Origin of the sequence: Halobacillus sp. Marseille-P3879 (assembly GCF_900240285.1) — a bacterium.
In the GTDB taxonomy this organism is placed as follows: domain Bacteria; phylum Bacillota; class Bacilli; order Bacillales; family Halobacillaceae; genus Halobacillus_A.
Map to the genome: position 1 here is coordinate 71173 of NZ_OESS01000003.1, position 16744 is coordinate 87916.

General features: G+C 39.4%; 13 protein-coding genes and 1 pseudogene. 10 read left to right on the forward strand and 4 right to left on the reverse strand.

Going from position 1 to position 16744, the window contains the following annotated elements:
* The first annotated feature begins 187 nt into the window (after nt 1–187).
* From C1A12_RS15005 to C1A12_RS15015, 3 genes are all read left to right on the forward strand, one after another.
* Nucleotides 188–1546 (forward strand): S8 family peptidase, encoded by a 1359-nt coding sequence (locus tag C1A12_RS15005; protein ID WP_101845071.1) that lies wholly within the window; start codon nt 188–190, stop codon nt 1544–1546.
* Between the two features lie 223 nt (nt 1547–1769).
* Nucleotides 1770–2447, forward strand: a complete 678-nt coding sequence (locus tag C1A12_RS15010) for an N-acetylmuramoyl-L-alanine amidase (protein ID WP_101845073.1) — start codon at nt 1770–1772, stop codon at nt 2445–2447.
* 386 nt (nt 2448–2833) lie between these two features.
* A complete protein-coding gene (locus C1A12_RS15015) occupies nt 2834–3391 on the forward strand; it encodes an AAA family ATPase (protein WP_101846467.1) in 558 nt (185 codons plus the stop codon).
* Between the two features lie 601 nt (nt 3392–3992).
* On the opposite strand, the gene C1A12_RS15020 is transcribed toward C1A12_RS15015, so the two are convergent.
* The 3 genes from C1A12_RS15020 to C1A12_RS15035 all read right to left on the reverse strand — a co-directional run bounded on the left by C1A12_RS15020 (nt 3993) and on the right by C1A12_RS15035 (nt 7153).
* Entirely contained in the window at nt 3993–5399 is a 1407-nt protein-coding gene (locus C1A12_RS15020) for a NucA/NucB deoxyribonuclease domain-containing protein (protein ID WP_101845075.1), read from the reverse strand.
* Between the two features lie 1122 nt (nt 5400–6521).
* On the reverse strand, nt 6522–6809 hold the full coding sequence (locus tag C1A12_RS21135; RefSeq protein ID WP_159462205.1) for a LysM peptidoglycan-binding domain-containing protein: 288 nt from the start codon (nt 6807–6809) through the stop codon (nt 6522–6524).
* Nucleotides 6806–7153 (reverse strand): gamma-glutamyltransferase, encoded by a 348-nt coding sequence (locus C1A12_RS15035; RefSeq protein ID WP_101845079.1) that lies wholly within the window; start codon nt 7151–7153, stop codon nt 6806–6808. Before C1A12_RS15035 ends, C1A12_RS21135 begins: the two co-directional genes overlap by 4 nt.
* Nucleotides 7154–7304: 151 nt before the next feature.
* Between C1A12_RS15035 and C1A12_RS21695 the strand changes: the two genes are divergently transcribed.
* A complete protein-coding gene (locus tag C1A12_RS21695; RefSeq protein WP_373420491.1) occupies nt 7305–7541 on the forward strand; it encodes a hypothetical protein in 237 nt (78 codons plus the stop codon).
* 205 nt (nt 7542–7746) lie between these two features.
* Nucleotides 7747–8466: a poly-gamma-glutamate hydrolase family protein gene (locus C1A12_RS15040; protein ID WP_101845081.1), complete on the forward strand. Its 720-nt coding sequence runs from the start codon at nt 7747–7749 to the stop codon at nt 8464–8466.
* Between the two features lie 462 nt (nt 8467–8928).
* Here the strand turns inward: C1A12_RS15040 and C1A12_RS21425 are convergent.
* A pseudogene (locus C1A12_RS21425) lies at nt 8929–9081 on the reverse strand (ATP-binding protein); the annotation flags it as partial.
* A gap of 672 nt (nt 9082–9753) precedes the next feature.
* On the opposite strand from C1A12_RS21425, the gene C1A12_RS15050 reads away from it, so the two are divergent.
* The 5 genes from C1A12_RS15050 to C1A12_RS15070 all read left to right on the forward strand — a co-directional run bounded on the left by C1A12_RS15050 (nt 9754) and on the right by C1A12_RS15070 (nt 16634).
* Nucleotides 9754–11244, forward strand: a complete 1491-nt coding sequence (locus C1A12_RS15050) for an aldehyde dehydrogenase family protein (protein WP_101845083.1) — start codon at nt 9754–9756, stop codon at nt 11242–11244.
* A 65-nt stretch (nt 11245–11309) separates the two neighbouring features.
* On the forward strand, nt 11310–12212 hold the full coding sequence (dapA, locus tag C1A12_RS15055; RefSeq protein ID WP_101845085.1) for a 4-hydroxy-tetrahydrodipicolinate synthase: 903 nt from the start codon (nt 11310–11312) through the stop codon (nt 12210–12212).
* Nucleotides 12213–12252: 40 nt separating this feature from the next.
* A complete protein-coding gene (locus C1A12_RS15060) occupies nt 12253–13644 on the forward strand; it encodes an NAD(P)/FAD-dependent oxidoreductase (RefSeq protein ID WP_101845087.1) in 1392 nt (463 codons plus the stop codon).
* A gap of 405 nt (nt 13645–14049) precedes the next feature.
* A complete protein-coding gene (locus tag C1A12_RS15065; protein ID WP_101845089.1) occupies nt 14050–15636 on the forward strand; it encodes a BCCT family transporter in 1587 nt (528 codons plus the stop codon).
* Between the two features lie 68 nt (nt 15637–15704).
* Entirely contained in the window at nt 15705–16634 is a 930-nt protein-coding gene (locus tag C1A12_RS15070) for a DMT family transporter (RefSeq protein ID WP_101845091.1), read from the forward strand.
* The last annotated feature ends 110 nt before the right edge of the window (nt 16635–16744 follow it).

Below are 16744 nucleotides of genomic sequence, written 5' to 3' on the forward strand. Positions count from 1 at the left end.
TCTGGAGCTAAGCTTACTTGATCTTAGGAAAATTCTTCAGTTCTATAAAGCGGGAACTATTCATTTTGTCTATCAGTTAAAGAGATCCTATGCTGGAGAAAATGGTTGTGCAGTCTGCTACAAGTGCCGCCATCTATTTATTTGTTCTTTCATAGTATAGATTACTACAAAGAATAGAGGTGGTAGAATGTTAGGATTCTCTATGATTCAATTGACCAAACAACATGGTGATAAGTTAGATAAGGAGTTACGTAAAAATCTTATTCATTTATATAAGCCTTTACGTCGTACCCCTTGCTTCTTGCATCGTTCCATTGAAAAGTTCTTGGAAAAGAATAAGAAGTTTCCTGTCATTATTGAATTTGAAGATGAAGACGTGTTTTATTCAGCTTTTAATAAGGTGGATGACCTTATTAGTAAAGAAAGACATTGTAAGATCAAGCATGAGTTTAAGAGTACATGCTGTTGTTCAGGCATATTAACAGGATCAGCAATTGAAAAAGTGCTAACGGACGATTGTCAAATAAAAAAAATCTATTACGATCGTGAAGTGACTGCATTGTTGGATGTCGCTTCTCCAGCTGTTCAAGCACGTGAGTTAAACGAACTGGGTGTAACTGGGGAAGGGGTTAATATTGCTATCGTGGATACAGGAGTGTACCCGCATCCGGACCTTACTGAACCCAACAATCGAATCGTTGCTTTTAAGGATGTGATTAATAATCGAATAGAAGCTTATGACGATAACGGTCACGGCACCCATTGTGCAGGAGACGCTGCGGGTAACGGACATTCTTCAGAATCTAAATATCGTGGTCCTGCTCCAGACTCCGGAATTATTGGGGTTAAAGTTCTTAACCAAACGGGCTCGGGCTCTCTTTCTACAATTATCTCTGGGATCCAATGGTGTATTGACCATAAAGAAGAATATCAAATCGATATCATTTCTTTATCTTTAGGGGCTGCAGCTGATGAATCCGATTGTAATGATCCCCTGGTACAAATAGTGGAAAGAGCGTGGGAAAGTGGAATCGTTGTTTGTGTGGCAGCTGGGAATTCGGGTCCTGACCAACGAACAATAGCCACGCCTGGGATTAGCTTGAAAGTTGTTACCGTTGGAGCGATCGATGACTTCAATACAGTCAATCGAAGCGATGATAAAATTGCTTCTTTTTCAAGTCGAGGTCCTGCTTGTGGAGAGGATGCAAAACCAGATTTAATTGCCCCTGGGGTAAACATTATTTCTTTAAGGTCCCCCGGATCTTTCCTAGACAAAACTTCCAAGTCAAGTCGGGTGGAAAACGATTATTTTACTCTATCCGGTACTTCAATGGCCACTCCTGTCTGTGCTGGTATAGCTGCGCTTGTTCTTCAGACACATCCTGAATACACCCCTGACCAAGTCAAACAAAAGCTTCTCAATGGCACGGTAGATATTGGGTTGCCCGTTTATGTTCAAGGAGCTGGATACTTGGATGCTGAAAAGACCCTGGAGTCCATGGAAGGACAGGATAAGGAAAGGGAAAATCCCGGTGTACCGAAGTAAAGCTCGTATGTAACAATTCGAGCTTTTATATTGTTGGGAAATACCAATATTTCACCATAAAACTCACGCTAATAAAAGGAATAATCCTGCATATTTTTTGTTTCTTGATTCTGATAAGATGCAAAAACCATTATTCGCCTTCCACACTTGTCTCCTACCATTTCACATTTACCACGTATGGTATAAGTAAGCACGGATATTTTTTTGAAAGGAGGGAAACAAGTTGTTTAAATTATATTTAGATCCCGGACACGGGGGAAGCGATCCAGGTGCAACAGCACATGGATTAGAGGAGAAAAACCTTAATTTGGATATTGCATTGGAAATTCGTAACATGCTGCGTGATGAATACACGGGTGTAGAGGTCAGAATGAGCCGGTCTACGGATGTTTTTGTCAGCTTAGCCGCCCGGACGAATGATGCCAATACATGGGGAGCGGATTACTTCCTGTCTGTTCACATCAACGCTTTTAATGGTTCGGCTCGCGGTTACGAAGACTATATTCATACCAGTCTTGCAGACTCTTCAGTCACAGCAAGATACCAGGAAATCATGCATGAAGAAATTACTGCACTGAACGAACTCCCCGACAGAGGAATGAAAAAAGCAAATTTTCATGTTCTCCGAGAATCCGCAATGCCTGCGCTGTTAACGGAGAACGGATTTATTGACAATGACAGGGATGCGGTCAAATTACGCGACCCGTTATGGAGACATAAAGTGGCCAGAGGACATGTCAACGGACTGGCAAGAGCGTTTAATTTGAAGAAAAAGGCAGACATTCATCGGGTTATCGTGGATGGGACGCAGGTAGGCGCTTACCAAAACCATCAAAATGTGCTTGATGCAGTTAATCGTTATCTGAATAACTCTCAAAAAATCGTTGTTGAAAAAGTATAAGAGAGTTTAAAAGGACAAGGGAATTCCCTTGTCCTTTTAAAATATAGAAATCTCCCGTTATCAATCAATAGGGGAAGCTTTCAGCAGGATTTAATTCAATTGACATTGCCTCAATGGAAGAAGCATCTCTTTTTTACATGATTACCTTGTTGTTTATAGGCGGAGGTAGCGCTTCTACTGCGGGAGGATTAAGCTTACTGCCCCCAAGGATACAACAAAATAACCAAAAAGACCATGGGACAAACGCTGATGCAACCAATAAGTCTAAACGATGGTTCAACACGCGTAAGTTTTGGTATCTGGCATTGCCTTATGTTATATGTGGTTATACAAAGACTATGTTGGATATGGTGAAATTACAAGAAAAAAGAATTTGGGGGGAGACTATGAAGTTGGTATTGATATTCGGTCCACAAGCAGTTGGAAAGATGACTGTAGGTCAAGAATTAGATAAAACTACCGATCTAAAACTATTTCATAACCATGTGACCATTGAATTTCTACAACCTTACTTTGGTTTTACATCAGAAATGTGGGATTTATCGAACCTCATGAGAGAAGAATTTTTTGAAGCTTATTCTAAAACAGATAATTATGGATTGATCTTCATTTTTGTATGGGCGTTTAATCAAAAGGAGAACTGGAATTTAGTAGAAGGGATTACCGATAGATTTGAATCTAAGGGAGCAGAAGTTTATTTTGTGGAATTAGAAGCAGATATGGCAGAGAGGTTGATACGAAATAAAACACCTAACCGCCTTAAGCACAAGCCATCAAAAAGAAATATTGAACAATCTGAGCAGAGGTTAGTAGCTTCAATGGATAGGCTTCGTTTAACTTCTAGAGAAGGAGAAATAGATAGGAATAATTACATAAAAATTAATAATACAAAATTAAGTGCGAAAGAGGTGGCATTAAAGATAAAGAATGAGTTTCAGTTATAAATAGGGTTTAAGATGAATTTTATTTAATATGATTATCTCTAATTCAATTCTTTAATAATCGGGGGCTTTAATTGAATAAGAGGTAGAGTCAGAAAACTATAGCTGACGAATGGTATTGGAAGCAAATTAGATCATTTCTTACTTGTATCATCTTACATATCACCTTTTTCCACTATTTAATGATATAACGTTTATATCACAGGCTGTTTTACATGAGTAACAAAACCCTATAACAAAGGTATTTTCCCTCTTATATCATGTGTTACGGTACTTTTATAGTTATTCGTTATAAATGTTAAAAATCTTTTATGGAAATATAAACCAAACTAACTTGCTGTAGTAGGAGCTATATCACGTGTATGAGATAAACCTAGCATGGAATTATTTAACGAATAAAATTTGTGTATTTTTGTGGTATATCCTTGTTAGAAGATCAACTGATATAACACCTTAGATTTTATTCAGTTTTATAATACTTAGATCACTAGCTGTTGGGAAAAAACGCAACCAATGAAGGGTTGCGTTTTAAAAGCCATATCATTTGATAGAGGGGCTGGCTATTTTGAAAACAAATGCCTACTACTTTTGTTGAATCGATTCATTATTCATTAAATCCTATATAAAACTCATCTTCATGTAAAATTCGATTATATGCATACCATGCTGCTAACCAACGTCCATGAGTATTGTTGGCCTCAGTTGGAATGTATCGTACCGAGAACCTGCCATCCCCTTTGCCGGCTCCCTCATACGTGCTAGCAAAAGGAAATTCATCACATTCATAATCATCACCAGGTTTAGTAAGATTCGCACATGCTCTATCTTTAGCTCTTCTATTTTCGTTAACTGCTTCTTGGTCATAGCCAGAATAAATTCTAGTTAGTGGATCTCTAGGTTCCATTCCTGGAATTAAGCTACCTGGAGTTGTCAAGACATCTTGATGATGCTGAAAAGCTTCTTTCATCACATCAAAGTACGGATCATTCAGGTCATAAGTAAAAGTTGGTATAAAATTCGCAAAAATAGCCCCTTGTCTTTGAGAAAAGCCAGGAGTAAACAGATAAGTGGCTGAGTCCATTCGAATGGTTTCCTTTGGTCCGTCTTGTGTGATAGGCGGGTATTTTCTGCTAGGTGGATCTACAGTTATTCTTGGCCACATATCCATGTAACTTAACTGATCTTTATTGTTACCGGTAATTGGAGGGGCATCAGATGTAATATAAAATTGGTAATGACTACTTGATTCCCAATTTGCTAAGGTTCTTGTGACATTTTCATCAGCGCCTATACAATCACGGGTTTCAGAAACACCGTCACATTCCGTGCTGAGGCTAACTCTGGAACCTCTCCATCCTCTGCTGTCAAGGTCTGTATTAATATCATCTATTGTATAATTATAAGTAACTCCCCGAGTTCCGTTATATGAATTAGCAATAGCCGTTACTCGAAAGGCAACCCAGTCACAAAAAAAGGGAAACGGACTCGGACCACATCCGACTGGATCACTATACACAACATAGCTCGACCAACATTGAGAATAACGGTTTTTAATCCATCCGGATGCTGCATTTTCATTCTCTATACAAGATTCAAATGAAATATCATCGTACTGAAATCCAGGTGGACTCCATGCTTCATCTGTTATAGTATTAGAGTTCGTACTAATGGAATCACTTTCCTTATTTCCCCTTTCCTCCATGATTTTAACTGCATTTTTCTTAGTCTCTGCCTCCATTTGCTCCAATGTTTGTTCTTTTGGTTCATGCTGCTGATTAGAAATAAGTCCTAATTTTTCTGGGGATTCCCCCTGTTCCAGTTGGCTAATCACCTCTTTTGCTTTTTCTGGATCACTCGTTGGAATAATATACATTTCTGGTTGTGCTTCCGTTTCTTCTTTTTCCTTGGCTTCTACTGGGGAATTTTCTTTAGCCTCTATTCCAACTGGATTAGCTGAAAATAGGCATACGATCGTGAAAAGTAAGACTACAAATTGGTAGTATTTTTTCATTAACTTACCTCCATTTCTTATTTCCAAAAAGGGATTACAGTATTATAGAATAGAGTTCGACGGAAAGAGCAATCTGGATGTAAGACGAGAAGTATGAAAAGTTTAGTAAACAATTAAAATAGAGTGGAATTTATGGAAATTTATGTTATTCTATAACACTAAGAAATATTATACCAAACATCTCTAAAAAACGTGCAATATATTTTAAATTTTCAATATATTTACGAAAATGCAATTGTTGTCTGAAAGGCAGGGATTTTATGCAATTAAATTTCAACTGTACAACGGAGGATGGGAATGAAGGATCCATGTTTCCCGAAACCATCCCGTCAACACTCCTGCATGCGTTAAGACGGACAGGTCTTAGGGTGTGAAGCACAGGTAGATTGGGCAGAACGAAGGCTAAATCCATAAATAAGGTATGCTGACGGATATGTCCCACGGCTGAAAAACTAGATAGGATGAGAATCGTTCTTTGAGATAGGAACTGACGAACTTCCGAAGGTAAGGGTCTAAAGATTCGAATGTAGGGAAACTTACTTGTCATCTTACGATGACGTGAGTGGTGTGGAGTAAAACTGCCCCCTCTGAAAGACGCTATACCGAACCATGGCGGTATCGAGCTCACAGGCTTACAGGAAGCATCTACGTCTAGTATGGATAACTACGTTGTATGGTACTTGGAAAGCAAGGAACGTTGAATCAAGGGCTGTCACCCGAAATGGTTGTTATAAAGCCATGCTGAAAAGCATTTATCCTTGTGAGGGTAGGGGAATGACTGATGAAACTTCTGTAATGGAAGTGGAGGAATAGCCCCAAGTTAGAGTAAGTGAATGACACCGATCGGGTAGGAACGTGGAAACATCACTCCAAAGGAGGGATGCCACAGTGTCAACGCTGCCAAACTGGGATTATTATAATATGACGGAGACCTTTACGGATCTTTATGAAAAAGCGAGTCAGGGAAATACGTTTTCTCACCTATATGAAACCATCATATCGAGAGAAAACATCCTGCTCGCTTTTCGCATGATTAAAACCAATAAAGGTTCTAAAACACCAGGCACCGGTGGGAAGACCATCGATGACATGAAAGAGCTATCCGAAACTGATCTGGTAATTTTAATGTTGACCCGGATTAAGTGTAGTAGACCGCAATTGGTTCAGGTTTACTATTTTGTCCATCGGCTTTTGATGCTGATCAGCAATTTCCAAAAGGTAACCCCTTGCTTGAACTGTATAAGTGGTAGCCGTTTCAAGATCTCCACCTTTATCCTTGACATCCGATGTTTCACCTTGCCCTTCATCAGTAACTCCTTTAATGGACTCTTCATCTTTATTTTTAGCATCCCATGTTCCGCCTCGCCGTCCATCAGCAATTCCATTAATGGTCCCTTCTTCTTTGTTCATTTCAAGTGCTTGAATTCCGCCGAAGTAGATGGGAAGATGCTTGGCTTGTGTCTGTATCCTCGGTCTCTCAAGTCTTCCTTTACCTCTTCAGAAAAGCCATCCTCTACATGCAGATCTCCATCTTCTCCATAGAACCTTTTGGCTTTTATGGAGTCTTCAAACGATTCATCCAGATAGAAATGTCTAGTTAACACTTGTGCCATTATAGATGGAATTCTTCTTCCTCCAGGGCTTCCAATCCCAATAGCTCTTTCTTGATTGAGAAATACTTGTTCTTGGGCGTTTATGAGGTTCATAATTGTTTGGTGAATCTTTCTTAGAACTGTAATGATGTTCAATGGCATCAAGGAAGAAACCCTAAATGGATATTTGATGGCGTTCTAACAAAAATCAATAAGCTAAAAGGAAAGCAGACATTTGTCTGCTTTTTTATTTTGGTGATTTTTCATTTTGCACTCCGAATCGTAATACGTTCCAAATCTTCTAACCTCCGTCATTAAAAATCGCGTCTATTCCCCAGAGTTTCCTTCATCTATAGAGTGGCTGATTTACCAGAAGAATGTATCTCACGGACAGTATTGGTTAAACACCGGTAGCAACGCGTACCAGGCGATGAAAGACGCATGGAGGGGCCAGGGGATCCAAGGGACGGATCTACATACTTTTACAAGCCTTATACAGCTACCTCTGAGTGAATTTTTGTCAATACACGCTCCCACAAGCAAAGAATAGACTGTTGGAAAGGGGTGTAAGGTTAACTTTTGAAACATGGGAAATTGAAGAAAAAATTGAGGCTCTGACTGTCCTGTATTCGGTTTATCGTACCAGTCAAGACTACGAAGATATTGATGATCTGTTGCAGGAGCTGAACGGGCTACTCAATCGTTTGCAGCGATTAATAAACTAATGAAGTTCTAAAAGAAAGAGGGATAATAGAATGGGAAGAATCAGTTGGGGCACCATTGCTTTGGTTCTGTTGCTTTTCTTCGTCGGGACCGGGAAGATTAGCAAAGCCGAAGACTGTGGAGGCGACCGGTTCTGTTCGTTTCAGGAGCTAAATGAGGTGTACGAGGAAGGGGAAGACTGGGAGATCGAAAAAAGGACGGACGGGGATCAGCGCTGGCTGGTGAGCGCCATTCATGGCGGTGGTATTGAAGAAGCCACCTCTACTATCGGAACGGCCATTGCTGGGTCCTCCTATCCGTACTATGCCTTTAAAGGTAGGTTATCATCGGGGAATTTCAGCAATTTGCATATTACTTCCACCCGGTTCGATGAGCCGCAGGCATTGGAAATGGTCGGAAGTGCTGAGCACCATATTGCGCTTCATGGGGCCTCTGGAACGGAGCCGAAGACCTTACTCGGCGGTAGAAACACAGAGCTGAAAGCCATCGTGAAAAATCAACTAGAAGCAAGAGGCTTTACGGTCTCAGCTGCACCGGACCGGATCGACGGGGATCATCCAGATAATTATACGAATCGCACGAAGTCCGGGCAGGGGGTGCAGGTGGAGATTACGAGAGCCCAGCGAAAAGCCTTTTATAAAAACGGCGACATCAGCTTATCCTCTCGAAACGATCCTTCCAATCAAACTGAAGCGTTTACCACTTACGTTCAGGCTATCCAGGCCGCCATGCAGAAGTATGAAGGAATATAGAAAAGACGCTGTGCTGTTTTGGTGCAGCATCTTTTATGCGATTTAGTCTGGAAACTCCTTATTCTCCGGCGTCACCTTTCTGGTCACTAATACACCGCACAAGGTGAAAATGAATGTTTCAGCATGACCGAGAAACTGTGCTGAAGGGTCAGTGAAAGACTAGGTGTAGTTGGAGAAAGGAGGCTGATCCTCTCATTACCAAGACTAGGTTGAGGATCGGGGGGCATCGATCTATGATGGGTTCCGACCGCAAACCTTTAGCAACGGAAGCGTCTAGCGGACGGCGGTAGTGAAGGTTTATCAAATATCTCCTACAAACACACAAACGTAAACGTTGATGTTTACGTTTGTGTGTTAGGGGTCAATGTTAGTCATCACTATTTCCGAAATAGGTGTATAAACTAAATGATCGCTTTGATCTCTAGCACCCTCAGGGAGCTTCATTTTTAGGACTGGGTGATTGAAAGTTAATATAACTCTTGTCCCTCCCCCTTCCTCGCTTAGTACTTCTATTTTTCCATTATGAGCTTCTACTAGTTGTTTTGTGATCGCTAACCCTAAACTGGATCCCCCTTGGTTAATTGTAGTGGAAGTACCCCTATAGTATTTAAAAAAGCACCCTTAGTGGGATGCCTTTATATTCAAATAGTAACTTACCACATACCCACACATAGATAAAACACTTCAACTGATTATAACAACAGTATTATTCAATACAAATCACGTTCAATAAAACTCAGGAATCATGACTGGCAGTGTAGAGGTCATATAGCTATTCTCTAAAGTTCTTAACAACCGTTTCAATGACTGGATTGTGACTGGATAATACTCATAATTGTCTATGTGCTATTTATCAAAAAGTATCTTTAATAAGTTGAAAAAGCGTTTATAGAAAGAATTTCAGTTCTTATTTCTAGCTATTTTTATCAAAAAGGGAATGGGCGGCATGATGTAAGCTGTCCTAGAAACCTTTTAATAAATAACGATTTGATACCCTGTAAATGATATTGACTGAATTTCTTTAAATTACGTCAAAATCTAAGAAGCCTCTCAAAAGTTCCTTGAACTTTTGAGAGGCTTTTTCATGAAAAGATATGAAAGTATAAAAATATCTAGAGAATCATTTTTATAGTGATTCGTTCTTTGTTAGTTTTTGCAAAAATGAATTATTTTATTCCCTTTTATTAAAAAGGGTTTACATCAATTCATTAATCTGATACATTATTTTCAAACAAGTTAAAAAATTCTGTTTCCCAAATTAAAGGGCGAACATGGGAGGTTAAACTAATGAAAGTAATAGGTTACAATTTAAAACCCAAGGTAAAAGAGTTCTTGGAAGGGACTATAGGTCTCTACATTAATGGAGAATACGTTCAAGCGGTCAATGGGAAAACTTTTGAGGTTATTGACCCTGCTACTGAAGAATCAATTGCCCAAGTTAGTGAAGCACAAACGGGGGATGTTGATAATGGTGTGAAAGCTGCAAGAAGAGCTTTTGACGATGGTGAATGGTCAAAAATGAAAGCGTTTCAAAGGTCGCGTCTCATTTACAAATTCGCAGATCTTCTGGAAGAAAACCGTGAAGAGCTTGCTCAACTAGAGGCTCTTGATAACGGAAAACCATATAAAGTCGCATTAACAGATGATGTTGATGGCTCAATTGAACACTTCAGATACTATTCGGGTTTCGCAACAAAAATACAAGGAAAAACAACGCAAGTCTCACCAGAATATTTAAATTACACTGAACATGAACCTGTAGGGGTTGTAGGACAGATTATTCCATGGAACTTTCCTCTATTAATGGCTGCCTGGAAGCTTGGATCAGCTCTAGCTGTAGGATGTACAGTAGTGATTAAACCTGCAAGTGAAACACCGCTTTCCCTACTTTATGTAGCGAAACTTTTCCAAGAAGCTGGTTTTCCTGACGGTGTGGTCAATATCATTCCAGGATCGGGTCGAGAAGCGGGTGAAGCTATTGTTACTCATGATTTAGTGGACAAAGTGTCTTTCACAGGATCCACTGCTGTAGGTAAAGAAGTGATGAAAAAGTCTGCAGATCAAATTAAAAACGTCACTCTCGAATTAGGTGGTAAGTCACCAACTATTATTTTAGATGATGCAAATCTAACAGAAGCTATAGAAGGGGCTTTTAATGGAACGATGTATAACCATGGACAGAATTGTAGTGCCTGTACACGAGTTTATGTACACCGTAGCCATTACAATCAAGTAATTGAAGCATTAGCACAAAAGGTAAACATGGTGAAATTAGGTGCAGGAATGGATTCCGAAACAGAGATGGGTCCACTTGTTTCAGAAAAACAAAAACAATCTGTTCTTGGCTATATCGAGCAAGGAAAAAATGAAGGTGCACGTCTTGTAGCGGGAGGCGAACAAGCATTTGATAAAGGGTATTTTGTTAAACCAACAATTTTTGCGGATGTAGAAGATGATATGACTATTTCAAGAGAAGAGATCTTTGGTCCGGTAATGTCGGTTTTTGTTTTTGATAACGTAGAAGAAGTTATTAAAAGAGCAAATGATAGCAATTATGGCTTAGCGGCTAGTATTTGGACAGAAAATATAAAAACTGGCCACTATATTGCCCGTAAACTACAGGCGGGGACAGTTTGGATTAATGATGTTGGACTTGAATGGGAGACAATGCCATTCGGCGGATACAAACAATCTGGCATTGGACGTGAAATGGGTGGAGAGTATGGCTTGGAGAATTACACAGAAGTGAAAAGTGTATATGTGAATATTGAACAATAACAGGCCGGAAATATTACGCGAAACCGTAAGAAATTCTAATTAATTTATTTTTGAGGAGGATATTTATGTATAAACCATTCGGAATAATCCCAGCTTTACCTACACCTATGAAAGAAGATCATAGTATTGACTATAAGGGCCTTGAACAACTTATACAACATTTAATAGATAGCGGAGTGAACTGTCTTTTAGTAGGGGGAAGTACTGGAGAATACTCACTAATGAGCATAGAAGAGCGAAAAGAAGTAATTAAATTTGTGTGTGAGACTTCAAAAGGTCGACTACCTGTTATGGCAGGGACAGGATGTCACCGAACAAAAGATACAATTGAACTTACTAAGTACGCAGCTGAAGTTGGGGCAGACTGTGCCCTGGTAATTAATCCATATTATATGCCGACTAGCAGACAAGGAATTATTGATCATTACAAGGCAGTAGCAGAAAACTCCAGCATTGGGATCGTAATCTATCATTATCCAGATGCTACAGGTGTGGAGCTTGATCCAGAACTAATAAATGAAATAAGCCAAATAGATGGAATTGTAGGTATTAAAAATACTGCCGATGGCGAGCATACCTCTAAACTTATTGCATTGACAAAGAACAATCCAGACTTCGCGGTACTTACTGGTTTTGAGCATTTAATTTTGCCTACCTTAGCAATAGGGGGACATGGTGCTGTGGGAGTAGCACACAACCTGGCTCCTAGAAAAATAGCAAAACTATATGATTTAGTCGTAAACGAAAACAACTTAAAAGAAGCCACTAAATTAAATCAGGATCTGTTGGATCTATATAATGCTATAGAAGAAGAGACTATTCCAGGTACAGTAAAGGCAGGCTTGGAAGCATTGGGGTTATCGGGGGGATCAAGTAGAATGCCACTGGTGTCCGCTTCTGAAAACTTCAAGTCAAAGATTGAAAACATATTAATTGAATTAGGGGAAGGAAAGGTACAACAACATTAATTGAATTAGACAGATTATAGTAGGGATGGGAGGAAGACCAATGAAAGATGTAATTATCATAGGTGGCGGGCTTGCTGGTTTGTCTGCTGCCTGGCGCCTTAAACAACACGATATTTTATTGCTGGAATCCGATGACCGTGTTGGTGGGCGTGTACGTTCTGAACGGCGGGGAGATTATTGGTTAAATTGGGGGGGGCATGTATATGCTGGTGCTGGTTCAGCTACAGATGAATTATTTAAATCTGTAGAAGTAACTGCATTACCTGTACCGGGTATTTTATCTGCAATGTCTTTGAATGGAAAATTGCTTTTAGGTGGTCGGGTTGAACTGTATCCATTCAGGGTTCCAATGTCATGGAAATCCAGGTTTGCCCTCCTGCGTGCAGGTGCTAAAGTGCGTGCGGCTGTTATGAAATATGGCAGAGTAGCAAAAAGACGTCCGACAGAGGACTATAAAGCTTACCAACAACGAGTTCTAGATTTCATGAATGATCGAACTTTTACTGACTTTTCAGGATCATTACCGGAAGATGCTGATGCGATTTTTAGACCTACAGTTAGCCGCTCTACTGGTGATCCTGAGCAAATATCTGCAGGGGCAGGTGTAGGATATTTCCACATGATATGGAACAAAAGTGAAGGGCTGACGAGAAATATTGTTGGGGGCCCATCAACGCTTACGAACACGATTGCAACAACGTTAGGAGAACGAGTTCAACTTAATGCCAAAGTTATAGAAGTAATTCAGAAAGAAGATTCGGTGGTTGTCCATTATGTTCAAGATGGCGTAGAGCTTGTGGAGGAAGCACGTTATGCAGTTCTAGCTACTCCTGCACCAATTACGAAAAAAATTGCAGTAAACATTGATTCGGAAATCGCCGATGCTCTTGATCAGGTGACTTATGGTCCACATGTTAGTGCAGCATTTTTAACAAATGAAACGGGATCTCAAGTTTGGGATGATGTATATGCTTTTGCGACTCCTAAACGGTCATTCGATGTTCTTATCCATAGTTCTAACCTTGTTCATTCGTACTCGAAAGAACGAAAGCCAGGAAGTAGTTTTATGACTTTTTCCCCAGCTGAACGTGGTCGACAGCTTCTAGACAAATCTGATGAGGAGATTATTCAAATATATTTGAATGATTTGAATGAAATATTTCCAGGTTTTAGTGAAAAGGTGGTTGAGGCTCATGTGAATAAATTTCCATTGGGGTCAGCTTATGTGTTCCCGGGCCGTGCAAAGATACAGCCAATTTTAACAAAATCTGCTGGTCGAATGTTCTTAGCAGGTGACTATTTAGGTACCCTATACACTGAAACAGCTATTCAAACGGGGTTTGATGCAGCACAAAATATTAACAGCTTACTGGAATTCGGGATTCTTGAATCTCAAAATGAACAGAAAGTCAAGACTGTAGCTTCTAATTAGTTCTCTGGATTTATAAGAAAATCAGTGAAGGATTTACACTTCTTACTCTATTATTCTTTTAGAAAAAGCATTAAGGTCCATGCGAAATAAAAACTATAGCCTCCCTGGTATAATTATGTTGTAAGCGCTTACCAACACAGGTTGGCAAAATGCGAAAATTGAATACGGATATTCAACTTTCCGCGATTAAAGTTGTAGATAAAATCATTAATTAAATAGTGTAAAAATGAATGTTAAATAGACTGTTTTCGTACTCTATCACCTAAGGTTCTAGGAATCCCCTTATATAATCTCAGCATTGAATATAAATGGCAGGGTTAAAGGGGTCTTCAATCTAATAACGAAGCAACTAGAATATAAATTCGTTATTAGATTGATAGTATATAGGGAGGGAGAAGAAAATTTATGAGAAAAAAAGAAAAAACATATAGACTTTATAAGGCAGTATTTATCCCAGCTATAATTATTCTTACGATAGAAATTATTTTCGGTGTTTTTTTTACAGAAAATTTTGGTGCAGTCCTTAATAATACTATTTATTGGGTAGGAGATAACTTTGGTTGGTGGATTAATATATTATCAGTATTGTCCATTATTTTTGCGGTTTGTTTCGTAATTTTCAAGTATGGGGACGTTCGTATCGGAGGGGAGGATGCAGAGCCGGAGTATACTATCTGGCAATGGGTATCCATCACCACCTGTGGAGGCATTGGCGTTGGCTTGTTGTTTTGGGCCATGGGAGAACCCATTTACCACTTTATGACACCGCCTGTATCTGCCGGGGTAGAGTCCGAATCCCGGGGTGCTGCAATCTTCGCAGTTAGTCAAACCATGTTTAACTGGTCCTTTGTTCAGTACTCCATGTATTCCTTTTGCGGTCTCGCATTCGCTCTGCTGACGTATAATTCCAATAAAAGTCTTTCCTTTGGTTCACTTGTAGAGCATAGTTTTAATCGTAAGATTCCCAAGCTGACCACTGTGGTTCAAATATTCGCTGTTTTTGCTCTTGCCAGTGGAGTTTCCAACTCCATGGGAGCTGGTCTCCTACAGATAGGTGCTGGTGTTGAAAGTATTTTTCATATAGGACAAGGAAATATGGTCTGGCTGCTCATTGCGGTTTTCGTTGGAGCCTTTTTTATTATTTCCTCTGTTACGGGTATCTCTAAGGGACTAACGAAAATTTCATCCATCACTATGATACTATTATTTTTCTTGTTAGGATATGTACTGTTTTTCGGAGATGCTCGGTTTATCAGCAAAATCAGTACTGAAGCTCTTGGCAACCTCATGGATAATTTCTGGAGCAAGATCACTTATAATAATACGATGGTGCCCCAGGATCAGTGGCCGAATGAGTGGACCATTACTTACTGGAACGCCTTTATAATCTTTGCTCCTGTTATAGGGATGTTTTTGGCTCGGCTGGGAAAAGGGCGAACTGTACGACAATTTTTGTTGTTTAACATACTTGTACCATCGATCTTTTGCCTCATCTGGATTGGGGTTTTTGCCGGTATGATTATGAAAGTACAATCTGCTGGCATGGTAGATGTCTGGGCTGCTGTACAGGAGTTAGGAATGCAGACTACAATTTATCAAGTTCTTGGTAATATGCCCGGCGGTACTTTCATTCAAATCGTTTTCCTTTTAACCGTCATCTTTTCATTTGTAACTTTGGCCGATCCTATGAGCTCTGTACTCGCTACTCTTTGTGTTCATGACCAGCAAATTGATGATGAGCCACCTACCAGGATAAAAATATTAATGGGAACTATTGTAACCACAGTCTCTTACCTTCTAGTCGCTTCTGGAGGTACTGATTCTGTTAAGGGATTGTTGAATCTGGGAGGGTTGCTGATGACGATCCCAATGCTGTGGTTGTTCCTTGAAAACTTCCGCATTGGCGGCAATCTGCTAAAGAAAAAGAATTACCTTAATAGTCTTCCGAAGGATAACTCTACACTAAGCCAAAAGGTTAAAAAGATTAAATAAAAAAACTATATGTTCTAAGTACTGATGGGAATACTCAGGTGACTTAAATTAGCGCTGGAGTGGATGCTATGAAAAAAAGAATGTTAAATCTTAGAGTTTACCTTATCACGATTGCTGGCGCGGCATGTTGGGGGCTAATTGGTTTATTTATTGCTCCCTTGTATGCACATGGTTTTACACCATGGGATGTAGTTGCCATTCGAGGAATTTTTTCTTTTGTGATTCTCATCCTAATTATGGCTGTATTTTATCGTGATCAGTTACGTACCAGAGTCATAGATCACTTTTATTTCTGTGGTGCAGGAATTCTTAGTATTGCGTTTTTTAATTATTTTTACTTTGAAGTTTTTTCTCAATCAAGTTTATCCCTTGCTGTAACCCTATTATATACCGGACCCCTGTTTGTAACTGTCCTTTCACGACTTTTCTTTAAGGAATCTTTGACTGTTCGTAAGAGTTTAGCCCTTGCTCTTGCTGTTATAGGTTGTGCGTTTGTTGTGGGATTGTTACCTTTTGGCCAACAAGGTATACCTATGAATATCATGGTAATGGGAGTTCTTTCAGGGTTCTGTTATGCATTGTATAGTATTTTTAGTAAGCCTATAACAAAACGATATTCTGCGTTAACTATTACTATGTATACGTTTTTTTATACAAGTATTTTTATGGTATTGACAAGTGATATCGTTAAGAAAACTGGTCAATTTCAACAATTAGATGTTTTGGTATATGCCGTTTTGTTGGCTTTAGTGACAACAGTAGCAGCTTATCTTTTGTATTCTTCCGGTTTGAAATATCTTGAAGCTAGCAAGGCTTCGATTTTAGCGACAATAGAGCCTATTGTTGCAGTATTAACTGGAGTCCTTTTTCTTGGGGAAAATCTTCAACCTTGGCAGGTGTTAGGAATTGCATTGGTTTTGTATTCAGCAATTCTGGTTGCCGAAAAACGAAGTAGGGTGAAGAAAACAGTTGAGTTGAAACAGTATAAAATTCACTGATTGTCTTAACAATCAAAGTAAACTGAACAGGACGTAATTTTTTGATTTGTTCATCTCCTATAATAAGATATAATATTAATGATGGTGATACTTATGAGATTACCTGTCGC

Excerpts from the sequence above, each read along its gene's own strand:
- C1A12_RS15005 (WP_101845071.1), top strand. The coding sequence starts at position 188 with ATGTTAGGATTCTCTATGATTCAATTGACCAAACAACATGGTGATAAG.
- C1A12_RS15015 (WP_101846467.1), top strand. The coding sequence starts at position 2,834 with ATGAAGTTGGTATTGATATTCGGTCCACAAGCAGTTGGAAAGATGACT.
- C1A12_RS15020 (WP_101845075.1), bottom strand. The coding sequence starts at position 5,399 with ATGAAAAAATACTACCAATTTGTAGTCTTACTTTTCACGATCGTATGC.
- C1A12_RS21135 (WP_159462205.1), bottom strand. The coding sequence starts at position 6,809 with ATGAACAAAGAAGAAGGGACCATTAATGGAATTGCTGATGGACGGCGA.
- C1A12_RS15035 (WP_101845079.1), bottom strand. The coding sequence starts at position 7,153 with ATGCCATTGAACATCATTACAGTTCTAAGAAAGATTCACCAAACAATT.
- C1A12_RS15040 (WP_101845081.1), top strand. The coding sequence starts at position 7,747 with ATGGGAAGAATCAGTTGGGGCACCATTGCTTTGGTTCTGTTGCTTTTC.
- C1A12_RS15050 (WP_101845083.1), top strand. The coding sequence starts at position 9,754 with ATGAAAGTAATAGGTTACAATTTAAAACCCAAGGTAAAAGAGTTCTTG.
- dapA (WP_101845085.1), top strand. The coding sequence starts at position 11,310 with ATGTATAAACCATTCGGAATAATCCCAGCTTTACCTACACCTATGAAA.
- C1A12_RS15060 (WP_101845087.1), top strand. The coding sequence starts at position 12,253 with ATGAAAGATGTAATTATCATAGGTGGCGGGCTTGCTGGTTTGTCTGCT.
- C1A12_RS15065 (WP_101845089.1), top strand. The coding sequence starts at position 14,050 with ATGAGAAAAAAAGAAAAAACATATAGACTTTATAAGGCAGTATTTATC.
- C1A12_RS15070 (WP_101845091.1), top strand. The coding sequence starts at position 15,705 with ATGAAAAAAAGAATGTTAAATCTTAGAGTTTACCTTATCACGATTGCT.